This window comes from Franconibacter pulveris (assembly GCF_056780215.1).
In genome coordinates, this window is sequence record NZ_CM165555.1 from 3,641,438 (window position 1) to 3,661,601 (window position 20,164).

General features: G+C 55.8%; 7 protein-coding genes, 1 other RNA gene and 2 pseudogenes. 4 read left to right on the top strand and 6 right to left on the bottom strand.

Annotation, left to right across the window (positions count from 1 at the left end; genetic code table 11):
* Window positions 1-12 precede the first annotated feature (12 nt).
* A complete protein-coding gene (locus ACU4F7_RS17195) occupies window positions 13-12,396 on the bottom strand; it encodes an Ig-like domain-containing protein (protein WP_481637414.1) in 12,384 nt (4,127 codons plus the stop codon).
* 619 nt (window positions 12,397-13,015) lie between these two features.
* Here ACU4F7_RS17195 and ssrA point away from each other — a divergent pair.
* The 3 genes and pseudogenes from ssrA to ACU4F7_RS17210 all read left to right on the top strand — a co-directional run bounded on the left by ssrA (window position 13,016) and on the right by ACU4F7_RS17210 (window position 16,166).
* Window positions 13,016-13,380, top strand: a transfer-messenger RNA (tmRNA) gene (gene ssrA, locus ACU4F7_RS17200).
* 191 nt (window positions 13,381-13,571) lie between these two features.
* Window positions 13,572-14,772 (top strand): annotated as a pseudogene (locus tag ACU4F7_RS17205) (integrase domain-containing protein).
* A gap of 35 nt (window positions 14,773-14,807) precedes the next feature.
* Complete coding sequence (locus ACU4F7_RS17210) at window positions 14,808-16,166, top strand: SIR2 family protein (RefSeq protein ID WP_481637415.1); 1,359 nt, start codon at window positions 14,808-14,810, stop codon at window positions 16,164-16,166.
* Window positions 16,167-16,251: 85 nt separating this feature from the next.
* Here ACU4F7_RS17210 and ACU4F7_RS17215 read toward each other — a convergent pair whose 3' ends face one another.
* Window positions 16,252-17,154 (bottom strand): hypothetical protein, encoded by a 903-nt coding sequence (locus ACU4F7_RS17215; RefSeq protein WP_481637416.1) that lies wholly within the window; start codon window positions 17,152-17,154, stop codon window positions 16,252-16,254.
* Between the two features lie 400 nt (window positions 17,155-17,554).
* Window positions 17,555-17,683, bottom strand: a pseudogene (locus ACU4F7_RS17220) (phage polarity suppression protein); the annotation flags it as partial.
* Between the two features lie 270 nt (window positions 17,684-17,953).
* Here ACU4F7_RS17220 and ACU4F7_RS17225 point away from each other — a divergent pair.
* Window positions 17,954-18,280 carry a hypothetical protein gene (locus tag ACU4F7_RS17225; protein ID WP_481637417.1) on the top strand — a complete coding sequence of 109 codons (327 nt, stop codon included), beginning with the start codon at window positions 17,954-17,956 and terminating at the stop codon, window positions 18,278-18,280.
* 11 nt (window positions 18,281-18,291) lie between these two features.
* Here the strand turns inward: ACU4F7_RS17225 and ACU4F7_RS17230 are convergent, their stop codons facing one another.
* The 3 genes from ACU4F7_RS17230 to ACU4F7_RS17240 form a co-directional block, all read right to left on the bottom strand.
* On the bottom strand, window positions 18,292-19,107 hold the full coding sequence (locus ACU4F7_RS17230) for a DUF4225 domain-containing protein (protein ID WP_481637418.1): 816 nt from the start codon (window positions 19,105-19,107) through the stop codon (window positions 18,292-18,294).
* Between the two features lie 90 nt (window positions 19,108-19,197).
* Window positions 19,198-19,638: a GNAT family N-acetyltransferase gene (locus ACU4F7_RS17235; protein WP_481637419.1), complete on the bottom strand. Its 441-nt coding sequence runs from the start codon at window positions 19,636-19,638 to the stop codon at window positions 19,198-19,200.
* A gap of 74 nt (window positions 19,639-19,712) precedes the next feature.
* Complete coding sequence (locus ACU4F7_RS17240) at window positions 19,713-20,150, bottom strand: putative T6SS immunity periplasmic lipoprotein (RefSeq protein WP_481637420.1); 438 nt, start codon at window positions 20,148-20,150, stop codon at window positions 19,713-19,715.
* Between the last annotated feature and the right edge of the window lie 14 nt (window positions 20,151-20,164).

Sequence of the window (20,164 nt, forward strand, 5' to 3'; positions counted from 1 at the left end):
GGCCCTGTTGCATTACACGTGATTAACGTGGATCCCTTGCTGGATAAGCACATCGCCAAGCGTCGTGGTCTGCGAGCTGTTGTGGTAAACGTCGAACTGCACGCCGTCCACTTCCCGCTGCCCGCTCACCTCCCAGACATCCCCGGCGCCGTTGATCAGGTTCACCTGATCGCCCGCGCTGCCTTTCACCACCAGATCGTCTTCCGGCTTGTCGGTGACCGTGAGCGCCTGATTCACATCCAGCGTCAGGCCGTTGGTGCCCGATTTGCCAAGGTCGACAATCTCAACGTGCTGCACTTTGCCCGCCAGTTCCGTCAGGTTGAGCAGCAGGTTGACCCCATCCAGCACCAGGGTATCGGTGCCCGCGCCACCGTCTATCTGGGTAAAGCCCAGCGAGGCGAGGTGGATGGTGTCGTTGCCCGCGCTGCCCTGCACCGTCTCGCCGCTTACCGACGTACCGTCCGCAAGGTCGATGCTGAGGCCGCCGATGGTGTAAGCGCCATCCGCCTGCGTCGTGGCGGCCGTCGCGCTTTCCGTCGTCGCCGCAGCGCTCTGCGTGTCATCGCGCACCGCGCTGGCGCTGGCAAGCAGGTTCTCGGTTCCGGTCTGCTGGCTGTCATCGCCCGTCAGGCTGCTGTTTTCATCGCTTACGCTAAGCAGCGAGAAAGCGGCCGCGTCCGACTCTGCCGAGAGCGTGCTTACGCCCGCAGGCGGCGTCGTAGAGATGAGGTTGCCGCCAAGCCCGACATTCAGATAGCCAGTGTTGCCCGCCACATCCGTGGCGTAGATGTTCAGCACGCTGGAGAGCGACAGCAGTTGCAGGATGTTCAGCCCAAGCCCCAGATTGGCGCTCCAGTTGCCGTTAGCATCGGTGATAGCGGTGGTGTTGACCGTGCCGTTGAGCAGCGACAGATGCACCACCGAGCCCTGCGCGAGGTTGGTGGAGCCGCCGCGCAACGTCAGTCCATTGGTCAGCAGCGAGACCACGTTCAGCGAAGAAAGCGGGTTAAAGGTCAGCGTCGGCGTGGTCAGTTTCACCGTCACGTCGGAGCTGGTGGTGTTGGTATTGCCCACTTTATCGGTTACCGTCACGCCCACTTTCAGCGCGCCGTTGGTCAGCCCCTGAAGCACTGAACTGGCCACCGGCAGCGACCAGGTGCCGTCGCTGTTTACCGTCGCGTTGTAGTTAGCGCCGCCAAGGTTCACCACCACGGACGCGCCATCCGCCGCGCCGCTGATTTTCCCGCTCAGCACCTGGCCTGAGGTCGCTTCGCTGACGTTCAGGTACTTGTCGTTACCAAACAGCGAGGTCAGCGAAATCGACGGCAGCGAGTGGGTAATCACGTTCAGCAGCCCGCTGGTCGTGGAGCTGTTGCCCGCCGGGTTCACCACCGACGCGTTGACCGTGAGCGTGCCGTCGAGCAGGCCGCTGAGGTCTGTTTTCGGCACGGTGACCTGCCAGTTGCCGTCGCTGCCCACTGTGGTGGTGTAGTTCTTGCCGCCAAGCGAGACGTTCACCAGCGAGCCGACCGCGTTGGAGCTGGTGCCGGTAATCACCTGCGCGTTGAGAATATCGCTGGCGTTCAGGCCGTTATCGCCAAACAGCGAGGTGATAGCGAGCGTCGGCAGCGCGCCGATATTCACGCTCAGCCCGCCGGTAGCCGTTGCCGGGTTGCCCGCCGGGTCAGCCGCCGTTACCGAAACGTTCAGCAGACCATCGGTCAGCGTTTGCAGCAGGCTGGCGGCGACCGGCACGCGCCATGTGCCGTCTGCCGCCACCGTCGTGGTGAGGTTTAACGGCCCCAGCGCCACGTTGAGTTGCGTTCCCGCCGCGAGGTTGGTGGCGGTGCCGCTCAGCACCTGCGGATTCAGCAGATCGGCAAGGCTCAGGTTGTTGTCGCCAAACACCGGGTTGAGCGCGATTTGCGGCAGGTTCTGAATAATAGCGTTCACCACCTGGCTGCCGCTGCTCGCCACGTTGCCGACCGCGTCGACCGCCTGCGCCGTGACGGTCACCGCGCCGTTAGCCAGGTTCTGCAACAGCGAGGCTGGCGCCGCGACCGACCAGACGCCATTCACCACCGGCGCCAGCAGTTCGGTGCCGTTGACCAGCACCTGCACCGTGCCGCTGGTAAGGTTGGTCGTCCCGCTGATAACCTGCCCCGCCGCCGCTTCCGCCGCGTTCAGGAAGCCATCCGCGCCGCCCAGCAGCGAGGTGATAGCCACCGTCGGCAGCGTGCCGATGCCGATATTCACCAGCGGGCCTTCCGTGGTCGTGCTGTTGCCTTCCGGCGTGGTGATGGTGATGAGGCTTGCAAGGCTGCCGTCCGTCAGGCTGGCCAGCTGCGACGGCGAAACCTGAATCGAGAAGAGCCCATTGCTGCCTACCGTTCCGTTAAAGGTCTGGTCGCCAATCTGTACTGCGACAAGCGAGCCTGCCGCGGCCTGGCCCACGGAGCCGGTGATGGTCTGGCTGACCAGCGCGTCGGCGGCGTTGAGCAGGTTGTCCGTAAAGACCGAGACGGTGTTCAGCACCGGTTCAAGCAGGCTGAGCGTCAGGCTGGCGCCCGCTGTTGCCCCGTTGCCATACGCGTCCGCCGCCGTCACGCTCACCGCCACGTTGCCGCTGCCCAGCGCCTGGAGCGCGTTTTGCACCGCCGCCGGGAGGTTAGCGGACCAGGCGCCGTCCGGCCCGACCACCACGTTAATCGCCTCGGTATCGCCGATGCGCACGGTCAGGCTCTGACCGTTCAGGCCGGTTGAGCTACCGCTAATCACGCCATTTAATAGTTCCGGCACGCTGAGCACGCCGTTGCCAAACAGCGGGGCGAGCGTAATCGTCGGCGCCACGTTGGCAAGCGTGAAGCTCGCGCCGGTATTCAGCACGTTGCCCGCCGTATCCGTCACCTGCACCTGCAGCGCGGTGTCGCCCGTCGGCAGCGCGTTTAACAGCGTCGTCGGCAGCGTGGCGGTCCAGGCGCCGGTCGCCGCATCCACCACCGCATTCAGCGTCTGGCCCGCGACGTTAACCACCACCGACGTCACGTCAGCCGCGTTGCTGAGCGTGCCGCTCACCACCTGGCCCGCGCCGCTGGCGAGGTCGTTGACATTAATAATGTTATCGAGGCCGACCAGCACGTTGCCTACAACCGGCAGGTCGCTCAGCGCCAGGTCGAAGTCGACAATCTCATTTGTGGTATTGCCGAAAGCATCCGTTACGCCGACGTTCAGTTGCAGCGTCTGGTCAATCAGCCCCTGCCAGAGGCTCGGCGGCAGGTCGATGGTGAAAGTGCCGTCCCCGGCCAGTACCGGCGCGAGCGGAATATTCACATCAGTGCCGATAATGGACGCGGTAACCGTCGCGCCGCGATAGTCGCCATCCACCCGGCCCGTCAGCACCTGAGTGACCAGCGACTCGGCCACGTTCAGGATGCCGTCGCCGCCGAACAGATCGTCGACCAGCACGCCCAGCCCCTGGTTGAGCGCCACGTTAAGCGCCACCCGGTTGGTGGAGGTGTTGCCCGCCGCATCGGTGGAGGAGATTTGAATGACCTGCGCGCCGTCGGTCAGCGTCGTGAGATCGAGCCGCGGGAAGGTGTAGGTCCAGTTGCCGGACTCATCCACGGTCGCGGTGGTGGAGAGCGGCCCGAGAACGATGTTGACCGTCTCGCCCGGGTCGCCCGTACCGGAGAGCAGCAGGCCGCCCGCGGCGTTCACCGTGTTCAGCACCGCCGGCACGCCAAGCGCATCCACCGTCAGCAGCGGCGCGTCCACATCCACCGTCAGCGGACGCTCCGCCGTCGACACGTTGCCCGCGGCGTCGGTCACGGTTGCCGTCACCACGTAATTGCCGCTTGCCAGCGCGTCCACCGCGCTCTGCGGCACCGTCGCACTCCAGGTGCCGTCGCCGTTCACCGTGGCGTAGTAGTTCACGCCGTTAAGGTTGACGGTAACCGGGCGGCCCGCTTCAGCCGCGCTCACCTGGCCGCTTATCACCAGCGGCTCGCCGGTTTCGCTGGTAGTGAGGAGATCGTCCCCCGCCACCACGTTGATGCCTAATCCCTGCGGCGCGGTGATATCGACGGTGACGGCGGCCGTACCGGTAATTTCCGCCGCAGAAGGATCGATGCCCGTCGCGGTAAGGGTGTAAGCGCCCTCCGTCGGGAAACTGCTGGCCGCTACGTCGATAGCCCAGGTGCCGTCGGCGTTAACCGTGACGTTGTCCAGCAGCACGCCGTTCAGCGATACCGCCAGCGTCCCTCCTTCAAAACCGGTGCTTCTGCCGGTAACCGTAATAATTCCCTCGCCGAGTTCGCCTGCGTTAACAAAGCCGTCGCCAGCGACAGGGTCGATGCTCACGCTGAAATCAGGACGCACGGGATCGTAGGTCACGGCGACCGGCGCGCTGGCGGCCGGGTTGCCCGCCGCGTCCGTAACGGTCGCGACCAGCGAACCGCTTTCCGGGCTGTTAAGCAGCGTGGCGAGCTGCGCCGGGGTCAGCGCCAGCGCCCAGGTTCCGCCCGGCTGCACCGTGGTGGTGAAGGTTTGGCCGGAGAGCGTCACCGTTACCGTCTGGCCCACATCCACACTGGTGGTAGAGCCGGTAATGGTCTGCCCCTGCTGGCTTTCCACCCAGTCCAGCTCGCCGTCGCCAAACGGCGCGTTGACCGTAATGGCAGGCTCAGCCAGGGCGACGGTGACCGGCGTAATGCTCACGCCGGTGTTAGCCGCCGCATCGGTAATGTTGACGGTAATGTTCTGCGGGCCGTTCGGGATACCGTCCAGCGCGCCAGGCGCAAGCGTTACGCTCCAGGTGCCATTGACGACGGTTGCCGGGAAATCCCGGCCGCCAATGGTGACCGTGATAACCGGCGTTTGTGTAATGACCGGCGTGCTGTAAGCCCCGGTAAGCGTCAGCGCGCTGTCCACTTCGGCAATGTTGAGATAACCGTCCGCCAGCGCTGGCGTCAGCGCCGGGTCCAGCGTCACGGCCGGCGGCGTAAAGGCCACCAGGAACGACGGCGTAGGCTCAAGGGTGGTGCTGTTGCCGTACTGATCCTGCGCCGTCACAATCACAGGCACCTGCGCGCCGTTCTCAAGGCCCTGCAGCGAACCGGCTGGCAGCGGCACGCGCCAGGCGCCGCTGGCGTCCACGCTCGCCACATAGGTTGTGCCATTAATGTTCAGGGTAACGGTCACGTACTGGTTTGGCCCTGTTACGCCCGTCGTTCCGCTGATGGTGGTGTCGCTCGCCGCTTCCGCGATGTTGAGAATGTTGTCGCCACCAAAGAGCGGGTCAACGGTCGGCGTCGGCAGCGTGGTTTCGACGGCGAAGGTGACGGGCTCAGCGGTGTCGCTGTTGCCTGCCGCATCCTGCGCCGTCACGGTAATGGTCGGCGTGGTGCCGGAAGGCAGAGACGAAAGCACTTCAGACGGTATGGTGACGGCCCAGTCGCCGTTAGCCCCGGCCTGCGCGGTGCCCGTCCAGGTAATCGCATTTACCGTGAGCGTGACGGTGACGGTCTGCCCGGCGCCTGTCGCCCCGGTATTGCCGGTAATGGCCTGCCCCGCCGCCGCGCTGGCTTCCGCGTTAGTCAGCACCTGGTCGCCAAACAGCGGGTTGACGGTGACGTCCGGCACGTTGTTGATAACGGCGGTGAAGCTCTCCGGCAGGCTGACGCTGTTGCCTGCGGCGTCGGTCACCACAATATTCAGCGGAATTTCGCCGTCCGGCAGCGCGGCAAGCTGCGCCGCCGGAATAGTGACGCTCCAGATGCCGTCGCCATTCGAGGTGGCGGTAACCGGCGTGCCATTGTTCAGCGTCGCCGTTACGGTCAGCGGACGGTTCGGGTCCGTCACGCCGGTATTGATGGTAAAGGTATAGTCGCCCGTCGCTTCCGCGACCGTCAGCACATCGTCGCCAAAGAGCGGCGCCGTCAGCGCGGGCTGCGGCAGGGCCGTAACGAAGCTGGTGAAGGGCTGCGGCTCGCTGGTGTCGGTGTTGCCTGCGCGGTCGGCGACGGTCACGGTCAGCGAATGGTCGCCGTCGGCAAGCGCCGCCAGCGCCTCTGGCGTTAGCGCCACTGACCAGAAGCCGGTGTTGTCGACCGTGCCGGTAATCGGCGCGCCGCCGTCAATGGAGACCGACACCGTCTGCCCCGGCCCGGCAAGGCCGGTCGAGCCGGTCAGCGTCTGGCCTGCCCCCGCTTCGGCGGCGTTCAGGAAATCATCCGTAAAGAGCGTTTCCGGCAGCGTTGCCGTCGGCGTTTCCAGCACCAGTTCCAGCGTCACGCTGCTGGTGGCCGGGTTAGCGTAGGCGTCAGCGGCGGAGACCGTCGCGGTAAACTGCCCGCTGCCAAGCGCCGAAAGCAGCGCGCTGCCCTCCGCGCCCACGTTCACGCTCCAGGTATTCCCGGCGGTCACCGCCCCGGTATAGGTCTGGCCGCCAATGGTCAGCGTGACGGGGGTCCCTACCGCCAGGCCGGTCGAGGTGCCGGTAATCAGGAAGACATCGGACGCCTCAGGGCTGTTAACCACGTTGTCGCCGGATATGGGGTTAAAGGTCAGTGTCGGCAGCACGTCGTTGCCCACATTGACCGTTATCGGCGACGTGCTGACGTTGCTCTGGGCATCCGTCGCCTGCACGGTTAATACCACGCCGTCGCCTGACAGCGCCTGCAACTGCGCCGCCGGGATGACCAGCGTCCAGTTGCCCTCTTCATTCGCCACAACCGCAGTCGTTATCGGCTGGCCGTCCACCAGCAGCACTACGTTCGCGCCCGGCGCGGTGGTGCCCGTCAGCAGTTGATCCACCGCCGATTCGGCCACGTTCAGCAGGCCGTCATCAAAGACGTTGCCTGGGGTGATAGCGATAGCCGGGCCGCTGAAATCGGCCAGCACATCCTGGGTTATCACCGCCGGATTCTGCGCCGCGTCAGTGGCCGTTACGGTGATGGTGTAGGTTACGCCGTTGGTGAGCGCTGCCAGCGCAGAGGCGGGAATGAGCACACTCCACAGCCCGTTTGCGTCGGTAGTGGTGTTATAGGTAACGTCGTTGAAGGTCACGGTAACCGGCGTACCGGCCGCGAGGTTCTGCGAGGTGCCGGTGAGGGTGAGATCCGCCCCGCGCTCGGCGGCGTTGATCACATCGTCCTGCGCGACAACATCCACCGTCAGCTGCGGCAGCGATCCTGGCTGCGCCACGACGTTCACCGGACGATCGACGGTGATCGGGTTGCCGGCGAGGTCGGTCACCGTCACGCTTATCGGCAGCGAACCGTCAGGAATGCCGGTGGTGGCGGAGGCCGGAATTTCTACGCTCCACGCGCCGCCTTCCTGCACCGCGCCTTCGTAGGTCTGGCCGTTGATCGTAACGCGAACGATCTGCCCGGCTTCCACCCGCGCGGTAGTGCCGGTAAGGGTAAAGGCCACGCCCACTTCAGCGGCGTTCAGGAAATCGTCGCCGGTGACAGGGTCGATTTGCAGCGCAGGGGCGTTCAGCGGCGAAGCGTCGAGCGTAAAGCTGACGGTATCGGTTGTGCTGTTGCCTGCGAAATCGGTGACCGTCGCGGTCACCGCGACCGGCCCGTCAATCGCCCCGCTCAGCGCGCCCGCAGGCAGCGTGACGCTCCAGGTGTTGTCGCTCAACACCAGCCCGGTATAAGTCTGGCCGTTGACCTGCACGACCACCTGCTGCGGGTTCGCCGGGTCATAGGTCGCCGTGCCGGTGATTTGCAGCGGCTGCGTCACTTCAATGCCGTTAACGATATTGTCATCGGTAAGGTCGTTGATGGTGAGCGCCGGCGCGGTTTTATCGACCACCACCGAACTTTGCAGCACGTTCTGGTTGCCTGCGACGTCGGTCGCGGTGATGGTCAGCGGCAACGTGCCGTCGCCAAGCGCCTGAAGCGCTTGCGGCGCAAGCGTCAGCGACCAGTTGCCGCTGGCGTCCACTGTCGCCGGGTATTCTGTCTGCCCGATAAGCACGGTGACCGTCTGGCCCGCCCCTGTCACGCCGGTCGAGCCGCCAAGCGTACCGCCAGCGTTCGCTTCCGCAGCGCTCAGCACCCCATCGGTAAACGGCGTGTTCAACGTGACGACCGGCAGCGCGGTGGTGATCAGCGTGAAATCATGGGTGGTGGAGACCGCGTTGCCTGCCGCATCCACGGTTGACGCGCTGAGGGTGATGGTGCCGTCGCTGATAAGCGCGGCGTCCGTCTGCGGCACGATAACGCTCCAGGCGCCGCCCTCCTGCACCGTGGCGGTGTACTGTTTGCCGTTCAGCGTGACGACAATCTGGCTTTGCGGTTCAACGTTTACCGTCGCGCCGCTGATAGTCAAACCGCTGGCGATATCGCCAAGCCCTACGCTGTCGTCGCCTGTCAGCGGCGTGACGACGATAGCGCTGAGATCGGTGTTGACGGTGAAATCGCGGCTGTCGGTTGCCGGGTTGCCCGCCGCGTCGGTGACGGAAGCATCCAGCGTATAGCTGCCCGTATTCAGCCCGGCCAGCGCGCTCGCCGGAACGGTGACCGCCCAGTTGCCGTCGGCGTCGACCGTGCCGGTCCAGGACAGCAGCGGCCCAAGCGTGACGGTAACCTGCTGGCCCGCCTGTACGTTAAGCGTGGTGCCGGTCAGCGTCACGCCCGCGTCGCGTTCAGCGGCGTCGATGATGTTATTGTTAGTCACCGGGTTAATCGTCAGGAGCGGCGGACGGGTCGCATCCGCCGCCACGCTGATGGTATGCGTGGTGGTGGCGCTGTTGCCTGCGGCGTCGCTCGCGGTCACGTTAAAGACCGCCTGGCCATTTGGCAGCGACTGCAACACTTCCGCTGGCACCGTTACCGTCCATTCGCCGCCTGCGCCCGTCACCGTTCCGTTCAGGGTTGCGCCGTTGATAGTCACCACCACAGGCGAACCGACTTCCGCCCCTGCCGCAACGCCTGTCAGCGTCTGCTCAACGCCCGCTTCGGCAATGTTCAGGAAATCGTCACCGGCAAACGCGCTGACGCTAACCTGCGGCGGCGTAACATCAACGGTGAACTGGGTATCCAGCGTATCGGCGTTGCCCGCCGCATCGGTGACGGAAACCAGCACCGGCACCGGCGACTGCGCTTCGGTCAGGCCGCTCAGCGCGCCAGATGGCACCGTTACGCTCCAGTTGCCTTCGCTGTCCACCGTGCCCTGGTAAACCTGGCCGCCCAGCGTGACGCTCACGCTCTGCCCTGCTCCCGCGTTGCCGGTCGTGCCGGTGATAACCTGGTCCTGCCCGGCTTCGCCAGCGCTAAGCACGCCGTCGCCGAAGAGTGGCGCTGAAGTCACTTCCGGCAGGTTGTTGATTAAAACATTCAGGGTGTGGAGATCGGTAACCGTACCGTCCGGGAGCTGCGCCGTCGCCTGCACGGTATAAGCGCCATCGGTGGCGATAGCCAGCAGGGCTGCGGACGGGATTTCCGTCTGCCAGTTGCCGCTGGCGTCAACGGTCGCGTTATAGGTGGCGTTATTGAAAGTCACCGTCACCGCGGTGCCGACCGGCAGGCCGGCGCTGGTGCCCTGGATAATCAGCGGCGAACCCGCCTCTACGCGGTTCAGGTAATCATCGGCAGAGATAATGCTAATCGCCACCGCGTCGGTGGTGGTGTCTACCGTCACCGGATAAGGAATGGTGACAGACTGGTTGAAGGTGTCGGTCACGCTCACCTGCAGCGTGTTCACCCCTTCGCTCAGCGCCTGCAAGACGGTCACCGGCACGTCAACGCGCCAGTTGTTGCTGGCGTCTACCGTTACGCTCTGCGACCAGCCGCCGAAAGAGACGGTAACGGTGCTGCCCGGCGCCGCGTCGGTTACGCTGCCGGTCAGGGTTTGCGCGGTTTTGATCTCTGCGCCATCCAGCACGTTGTCGTCGGTGAGCGGGTTAACGTTAACGACCGGCTGCGTGGCTTTCACGCTAATGGTCTGGGTGACGGCGGTCACGTTGCCCGCGGCGTCGCTGATGCTCGCCACCAGCGGATAGTCGCCGGTGCCAAGCACGACCAGCGCCTCTGCGGGCAGGTCAATCTGCCAGCGGCCATCTTCGCCGACAACAGCGGTGTAGGTCTGGTTGTTGAGCGTCACTTCCACCGTCTGGCCCGGCTCGGTGCTGATGCCACTCAGGGTCTGGGTGGTGGTCAACTCCTCGGCGTTCAGCTTGCCGTCGCTGGTCAGCGGCAGTACGCTCAGCAGCGGCGGCGTGGTGTCCAGCGTGGCGGTAACCGTCGTGTTGCCGATATTGCCTGCGCTATCCGTGACGACCACTGTCACCGGCACCTCGCCCTGCGGCATGGTTTGCAGTTGGCTTGCGGGTACGATAATCGTCCAGTTGCCTTCGTTATCCACCGGCGCGGTGTAATTCTGGCCGCCTACCTGCACCGCTACGCTCTGGCCGCTGCCGGTCACGCCGGTATTGCCGCTGATGGTCTGATCCTGCTGGATTTCACCCGCGCTCAGCAGCCCGTCGCCGAACGGCGTGTTCACCACCGGCTGCGGCAGATGGTTGATGGCGACATTCAGCGTGCGCACATCCTGGGCGCTCTGGTCATTCAGCACCACGGTTGCCGTAATATCGCGCGGGCCGTCCTGCAACAGCGCCAGATCTTCCGGCGGAATGGTGGCGCTCCAGTTGCCTGCGTCATCGACCACCGCGTTATACACTTTGCCGTTCAGGCTCACCTGCACGACAACGCCCGGGCCGCTTACGGTGGTAAGGCCGCGCACTTCCAGCGGCTGGGTCGACTCCGCCGCGTTCAGGTTGTCGTCCGTTGAGAGAATGGCGATGGCGATGCCCGTCTGGGCGCGGTCGATGGTGATGCTGGAAGTGATATCCACGGTGGTGTTATTCGGCAGCAGCGCGGTGGCGGTCAGCGTGACCGTGCCATCCTGTAGCGCCTGGAAATCCGCCGCCGGAATGATGGCGCTCCAGCTGCCGTCGCCCAGCACGCGGGCATAGTAAACCCGCGCGCCCAACGTCAGGGTAATCAGCGATTCCACCGGAATATTCTGCGTGTCGCCAGTGACTATCTGCGAGAGTTGCAGATCGGCGTTGTTCAATGCGTTGTCGCCGCCCACCGGGTCAATGGTGACGGCCGGTACGGTGAAGTTAACCGTGAAGGATTGCTCTGCGGTGGTGGTGTTGCCCGCCGCATCGGTGAGGCTGACGCCAAGCGTATACTGCTGGCCTTCGGTCAGCCCCTGCAGCGCGGCGGCAGGAATGGTGGTCTGCCAGCTGCCGTCGGCGTTAACCACCGCCGTGTAGGTTTGATCGTTGAGCGTCAGCGTAACGGTTTGCCCCGCCTCCTCCGCCGAGGCGTAGCCGCGCACCAGCTTATCGCTGGCGGCCTGGTTGGCATCGAGCACGCCCGCTGGCGTGAAATCGGTCAGCTCCAGCGTCGGTGCGGTGGCGTCCACCGTCAGGTCGATGGTCTGGGTGGTCGGCAAGCCGTTGGCGTCTACCAGCGTGACCGTGAGAGGGTTGCTGCCATCGGCCAGCGCCTGCAACGCCGCGGCGGGCAGGGTTGCGCTCCATGTGCCGTCGCTGTTGACCACGGCGCTGTAAGTCACCCCACCGAGCGTGATGACCACCGTCAGACCGGCGTTATCCGCCTCGGTACGGCCCGACACGACGATATCCTGCGTGCGTTCCTGGGCGTTGATGATGTTATCGTCAGTAATCGGGTTAACAATCAGCGTGGAAGGAAGCGGCGGGTCGTCTGTCGGCAGCGGGTTTTCAGTGCCGCCGTTGCCGTTGTCGCCGCCGCCTTCGCCGCTGTCGCCGCCACCGTCGCCATTACCGCTGTCGCCGCCGCCATTACCGCCGTTATCGCCGCCGCCATTTCCGTTGTCGCCGCCGCCGGTGTTGTTATCGTTGTCGCCGCCACCGCCGTTACCGCCGCTGCCGCCTGCGGCAATCGCGATGCCCGCAATCCCCGCCACGGCGGCCACGCCGCCCAGCACCGCAGCGGTAGAGACGCCTTCTGAGCCAATCAGCGCCTCTGTCGTGGTATCTGCGAACGTGGGAACAATAGCCTCGGCAGTCGCCGGACCCGCATCGGTCGCGAAAGGAAACAGCGCGTGATGCACGCCCTGCTCATCCTGAAAGATAAGTTCGCTGTGCAAGCCTTCCGCATCCAGGCGGAAAAAGTTTTGATATCGAACGGTGGTGCCATCCCGCATATGGACAATCAGGTCGTTGCCTTGTCGCTCATAAGAATTAACGGACTCCGGCGAGGCATTAATTCTTACTACGCTGGTCTGGGTTAAATTTACAATTCGGTCAGCGCTTTGGGAATAATGAATCACCACATCCCCAGTTTGCTGGTTAAGGACATCTACGGTGCCGGGAAGGCTATTTTGCACGGCCATTACTTATTTCCTCTCGCTGTAAAAACATTACTGCGCGCGACGACGACGCGAAAAAATCACGTCAGCGAACCTGCGGCACCTCTTAAGAGGCGCTACACATACGGATCATTCCTGGAGGGAGACGAAAGCTTATAACTTATTGTTTTATAAATTCTTTACCTTTACTTAAGCGAAACGGTAAAAAAGTTACATATTGAAATGTATAATCAACGTTTCAGATTTCGGCAATGTCGCGACGCGTTTTTTTCAAATAAAAAGCAAAAAAGCGTGCGCTGAATCGTCGCTCCGCTTATCTGTTTCAGAGAGGCTTAATAATTTATATAGGGTTAATTAATTAATTTTTTAATCATCACGGATTGGATAAAAAGGCAGGTACTTAAAGAAACGTAAAAATATATCGCTTAATAATGTGGAAATAATTAATACCAGTTATTTCAGGGTTATCAAAAATACAATATATTTTACCGCTGCGCTATTATTAGGATAATTCCGAGATAATTGATTGTTTTTTAAGTGCGCACGTCATGGTTAAAAAAGCGCCCTTTTGTCGCCTGAAAGTCGTAGCGATATGGACTGGCGTGGCGCCTGCGGTTTCTGCTATACTTAGCGTTACACTTCTGGGGCTGATTCTGGATTCGACGGGATTCGCGAAACCCAAGGTGCATGCCGAGGTGCGGTAGGCCTCGTAAAAAAACCGCAAAAACATAGTCGCAAACGACGAAAACTACGCTTTAGCAGCTTAATAACCTGCTCAGAGCCCTCTCTCCCTAGCCTCCGCTCTTAGGACGGGGATCAAGAGAGGTCAAACCCAAAAGAGATCGCGCGGATGCCCTGCCTGGGGTTGAAGCGTTAAAACTAATCAGGCTAGTCTGGTAGTGGCGTGTCTGTCCGCAGCTGCCAGGCGAATGTAAAGACCAGACTAAGCATGTAGTACCGAGGATGTAGGAATTTCGGACGCGGGTTCAACTCCCGCCAGCTCCACCAAAATTCTTGGTTGATGGTCACCAGAGCCATGCAACAAAGTCCTGAAAGCCCGCAAGGTGAAAACCTGGCGGGCTTTTTTGTTGGCCGTCGTTGTGCCAGAAGAACTGGCAAAACCAGAGAAATGGATACGCGTAGGGTACGCGGCGATACTTTGGTTAATCTTACGTATCACTTATGGAAGGGAGCCAGGTATGGCGCGCTTCATGCACTCCCTGCCTAACCACTACATCTTCAAAGCTAACCCGTGTAAAAGACTTCACGCTACATGACGGTTATGGCTTTTTCTTACTCATAAAACCATCTGGTAAAAAATTCTGGCGCTTTCGCTATCGACATCCGGTAAGTGGCAGCCGAACCAATTTGAGTCTCGGTTTTTATTCTGCCCTTTCACTCATGGCGGCGTACCAGATAGGCGAGCAGCACTCATCGACGCTCGCACAAGGTATGGATCCGCAACAGCAACAAGAACAGGCATCCGAACAATGTCAGATTGAGCTGGATATCATTTTCTCAACTGTAGCCGCCAACTGGTTCCAAATTAAAAGCAGAAGCGTCACAGAAGATTATGCGAAAGACAATCTGGCGTTCATTAGATCAAGACGTGTTCCCTGCAATCGGTGTGATACCTGTTCAGGAGATAAAGGCCAGAACGATTGTTGAAGCATTGGAGCCAATCAAAGCACGTGGAGCGTTTGAGACAGTTCGACGCCTGGTACAGCGTATTAATGAAATCATGATTTATGCTGTTAACACTGGTCTGATTGATGCAAACCCAGCCTCAGGGGTTGGTATGGCATTTGAGAAACCTAAAAAGCAAAACATGCCGACGCTATGGCCGGAAGAATTGCCAAAGTTGTTGAGGCTTGAGTTATGTCTAACTTATCGGTTCCGACTCGCTGTTTTATTGAGTGTCAGCTCCTGACGCTTGTGCGCTCTTCTAAGGCTTCTGGAACTCGATGGGCAGAGATCGATCTTGATGCCAAACTCTGGACGATTCCCGCCGAACGAATGAAGGCAAAGCGTGAGCACATAGTTCTTTTGTCTCCTCAGGCATTGGATATTCTTGAAGTTATGAAGCCTGTTAGTGCTCATCGCGAATATATTTTCCTGAGCAGGAACGATCCAAAACAACCGATGAATAGCCAGACTGCTAATGCCGCACTCAAACGCATTGGTTATGGTGGGAAATTGGCTGCTTATGGAATATGCTCCACAGCAAGTACAGCTCTCAATGAAGCGGATCTTAATTCCGACGTGATTGAGGCGGCACTTGCTCACACTGATAAAAATGAAGTTCGTAGAGCATACAATCGTTCAACTTATCTTGAACAACGTATAGACTTGATGAATTGGTGGAGTGAATTTGCGAACAATCGCCTCCACCTCATGTAAGTGATTTAAAAGATTTCACAGCAAAGGAGTCTTAAATGCCAAATAACTACCATCAATACATTGAAGACGTTAGTGATGATATAAAGACTTGTCTTGAAGGAATGGGATGCCAACCCATACTTTTTGTTGGTTCGGGATTAACCAAGAGATATCTTTCCGGCCCAAACTGGGAAGAACTTCTCCAACAACTTGCTAATGAATGTCCTAACATCGATAAAAGATTTGCCTATTATAAACAGAAACACCCTGAATTGATTGATATCGGCAGTGTATTTTCTGATTCTTATAACGAGTGGGCATGGGGGGATGGAGAAAATGAATTTCCTGCAGAGTTATTTGACGCAGGCAATGAGCCAAGTATTTACTTTAAACACAAAGTATCTAGTATTTTTAATTCATTATTACAACAAAAAGAAATTGTAGACAACGGCGAAATTGAACTTCTAAGAAAGATCCACCCTCATTCAATCATCACTACAAATTACGACAAATTACTTGAATCGATATATCCTGAGTTCACCCCCATTATAGGCCAACAAATCCTTTACGCTAATCACGGTAGTATTGGCGAAATACTTAAAATACATGGTTGCTGCTCCATACCTGAAAGCATAATAATAAATCGCGATGATTACGATGACTTTATAAAGAAAAAGAAATACTTAAGCGCAAAACTGCTTACTTTCTTTGCTGAGCACCCTCTTCTATTTATAGGTTACAGCGCAGAAGATTCGAATATAAAAAACATACTATCTGATATTGATGAACTACTTTCAGAAAATGGAGAGGTTATTCCAAATATATACATTTTAGAATGGACAGATAAACAAAATGAAAATGAATACCCACGCCGTGAACGCCTGATTCAAGTATCTGCAAACAAAAGCATTAGAATAAAAAGTATAGTAGCAAATGATTTCTCTTGGATATTTTCGGCGTTTGGCGCGAATAGAGCACTTGATAACATAAATCCCAAATTATTAAGGGCCCTTTTAGCTCGCACTTACGACCTCGTCAGAACTGATATACCTCGCAATCCTGTTCAGGTTGATTACCGAGTTTTATCAAGCATTAGCGAGTCGGAAGGCGAATTAGCGAAATTATATGGTATAGCAACATCATCAGATGGTATGGCATTTAATGCCAGTTATCCTTTTACTTTAACCACACTAGGACAATCACTTGGTTTCAAAGGCTGGCATGATGCGAACAAGTTATTAGAAGTAGTTAAAAACATCACAGGCGTAGACATCAAGACATTTGATAATAAATACCACTATGCCATAATGAACGGCGATGAGATCCAGTCCCATAGATATTCAAACTACCTTCGAGAACTTCTCGAGAAAGTTAGGGATGGAGAAGAGTTTGAGTTAGGAATCAAAGCTCCGTAATTATTCATTCGCCGTCTAACATCTCTAAAAATCCGCTTAATCAGCGGTTTTTAGAGATATTCAATTGTTCACGCTTTTTTAGCTGTTATGCTTTATTCATCCCCACGATTTCTAGATTCTCATTTTTTATATAGCGTTGAAAATCCTCGTCAAACGAATTAATTATCCGCATCGATTCATAACCTATCTTCCCATTTTCTGGTATGCGATAATCATACTTAAAAGACTTACTCCTGCTGTTTCGGGAAATTAGATTGATAGAAATATATTTATCATCAAGCCTGACCATAAAAGTATGCCCATTAAATTTCCTGTCGCTATTTATATGATTTTCCAACGATGCTTTGATATGTTCAGGGCCTGTTATTAACAACCGAGAATTTCCTGAAATGTCGGAGCTATTTTCAAAAAAAGGTTCATAATTATACTGCCCCTCATCATCGGAGGTGTTTTTAGCCTCTTTACTCACTATTCTTGATGACTGGAGTTCAGGTACGTCTGTAGCGTTCATTTCTGGATTATCATTGATTTTTTTAATTACACTGCGTAATGATAGATTTTCTTCACGCAACTTTTCTATTTCCTGTTCAAATTCAATACTCATTTTGACAGCATCTGAACGAATCTTTCTTGCCTCATCACGAGTCATAGGAGTCTCATCGTCTATTTTTTGTTGTATTTCTTTAAGCTCGACTTGCCTTTTTCTGAAGAATGTATATGCAAATTTTGCAGGATATGGGTAAATAAAAATAAAAAATAGAGTTGTAATAAAAGGTAGCAATAATCCGTATATAAAATGGGAGTAACTCCCTGCGTATACAGAGTTTTCAATAAACTTAAATTTCTCTTCCGTTTTCATCTCAGAGAATAAAGTAAATATGAATTTATAGTTCCATATCACCCATGACAGCAAAAAACATCCAAGTAGCGGACTAGTTAATCTATCGTATAGTTGAGCTTTCACTGTCTTTATTAAATCTTCAAACATATTAAGTGCCTAATAAAAAATAAATTTCTAATTGTTAAAGCATAATAATCTTGACGCCTCCCAAAAATCAAGCAATTGCACTATCCAAGCTAGTTTGATTTTGTTCCTAAAAATTCATATGTGAGCAGTCTCACTATGTGGGTGTAAAAATTAACAAGCCAAAGCAGATCTTGTCATAGAGTTTAATTAGTTATCCCGCTGCACCGCGCAATGCTCTCCCCGCCTCGCCTGTCCGCTTTAGAGATTGCTTTTAATGCACATGCATCAACGGCCTCAGAGCCGCCAGTGCTGGCGCTGGCGGGGGATTCAGCGTCGGTAAAACGCATGTAAAACCATGCACCTTATGCATGCATGGCTTTTTACGGGAAAAAGGCGGGATTTTCGGAGAGGGTTAACGGTTCTAATGCGCGACCAGTTCTGCGCGCCGGTGAGTGTAATTCAGGTTCTGAGCGGGTGTGAATTTTTCACGGTTATCATCGCGTGAAGCCGCGTCAGGCCTGAATCCGATGGCCGTTAAAATGTCATTATCCTAAGCGGCATAACTTATTCCGCGCCTTTTTTCAGGCGCACGCGAGGCTACGCTTTGCAAAACTAAGGCTTCTTCCTTTATCTACGCTTTGCGGCAGCTGAGATACATACGCTTTGGCAAAGAAATCTCACGGTTTTCCGCCACCAGCCAACGCCGTCTTTCTTGTCAGAAGAGAGCATGCTCATAAGTTCTGAAGCTGTATTTCGCCGTATAGACCTGTTATGGTTTATACCATTCTAAGGGAAGTTTTTTCCATATAAGGAGCCAGACATGATTGACGCACAGTCAGAAGAAAAACTTCGTTCAAGAGGTTTTACCGATAAAAACATAGCCGCGCTACGCAACGTCCTTAATAAGCCTGAAAATAAGGGCCGCACTCTGCATTCTTTGTTAATTGAGTTAAAAAGACGCTTTTATGGCGCCTGGGTTATAGTTATTGCATTATTGGCCTTTTGGGCTTATGCCACTCTAACTTCTGATAATGGCAATGGCTTAATATACTTTGTAGTTATCCTCTTTTTTTGTATTTTCACCTTAGGTATGGCTCCTCTGCCACTGGCCTGGAAAGCAGTAAAATTCTTACGTAAGGAGGGCTAACCCTCCTTTATTTACCGGGCAAATTCTTTTGAATCCGTTTTATATGTCTTACGTATCTCGTTGATTTTTTGCGCTGATTTGCCAATTTCAATAGCAAGAGCAGGACGAGATAAAGTAGAAACCTTTCTATAAAAGTCAGTCGACAGCCAGGAATATAACCGCCAGGCCTCTGGTTTAAGCATGGGGCTGAATAGACCATACATGGACGTGGCAAGGTTCATGCTTTGATAGGCTAACATGCCTGTTTTACGTTCAAATCCAAGAAACTGAGCAGCTCCCATATAAGCATCTTGCGCGATATTGCGAGGGTGTTCTGTACCAACCAATTTATCAATATTTTCAAGTAGATTGCTGGTGCCATGAAAAACTAACGTTGCTCCGGCAAGCATTCCCAGTACATTCATGCTTCCAACGGAGCCTATAGCCATAGTTATACCGCCAGCTATCTGCAAACCACCAACAATCACTCCTATCCCACTAATGACATAACCCACTATTTTTTCATTTTTTTCATATAATTTGACCGCAGCAACTACATAAGCCTCCCCCGTCCTGAGCATTCTGTCTTGTATCTGGAGATTTTCGCGCTCGGCTTTGAGGTTTTTAATGCATTTATTACAAACGTTATCATCCTTAGCTTGCTTTATTCCGTTCAACTGCGCGTTGATAAAAGCCTTAGTTTCATCAAGGAATCGGATCCGTGTGAGCCCATCTTTCAGGTGAGTGCCTGCTACTTGCGTAGCAATATTCCAGAGAGAATTAGCATCGATCTGCGCCATAGCAAGGTAATAACTAGTAAACCTGTACTGATTAAGATATATATCCATTATCTTTCTCTCCTTAAAATATAAACTTGATATTTTCTAATTATAACTTAAACGTACTATAAGAATGACATTAACGCCTTCATACCTTACTTATAGTAAGAGTGTTTTCCTCAACACCAACCGGTAATCCACCACCTCGCCTTTCTTCTCCAGCTCAATCACCTGATACCCATTTTTTACCAGCATCATCAGCATGGCCGGGAAACTATTGCGCGTCTTTACCGATATGCTTTTATAACCTTTCTCTTTTGCCCACTTTTCCTGTGCTTCCAGCAATGCCTGCGCGACCCCGTCTCGTCTGTACTTCGGCAGCACACCGCCAAGCCAGCTATAGAAAGTGTCTTTATCCAGTGCATAGCCGAGCTTAAAACCTGCTGGTTTTTCGCCAACATAAGCAATCAGCGCGCAGGCAGCAGAAGCACCAATGCGCTGTTGCAGCGCCGCGTTATCTACGGGCAATGTGAATTCCGGGATGCGATGATAGAGGCTAACAATCTCATCAAGCGTGGCGTGGCTAATAGTGACTGGCATGATCTTCATCCGTGGCGCTGAAAAAGACAATTCTAAGCATTAACGCCAGAATAAGGCACCCCTGATTCTGGCAGTTAATATTCATCATTATTTAACTTGATGAAATACGCGCGACCATTGGCAATTTCGAAACCTACCGTCACGCTGCGATTGGTAAACTTGTCCCCTCCATCCAGCCCATTCGGCGACAGGACATAATCCGCAATATACTGCCTGCCGTTCTCGAACTTATAAAAAGAGGGAGGCACACATAACTGGCCATCTGTGACTTTTAGCGGAGGCTTATCACTAAAAAAAACCCGCTCTTTCATCGGCGTTTCTCTTGGGTTAATAGCGATAAAAACAGGTTGATAATTTTTTGGGTTCGCTACAAAGAAACATACCTCTTCACCTTTCATACTCACGCTGGTCGATTCAGAAGGCACCATAATATCGCCGTAACCAGGGCAACCGGTAAGCGCAAAAGGTAATATAAACATTAACGCGTTACGGAATAATTTACTGCCTGTCATTCTCTGCTCCCTTA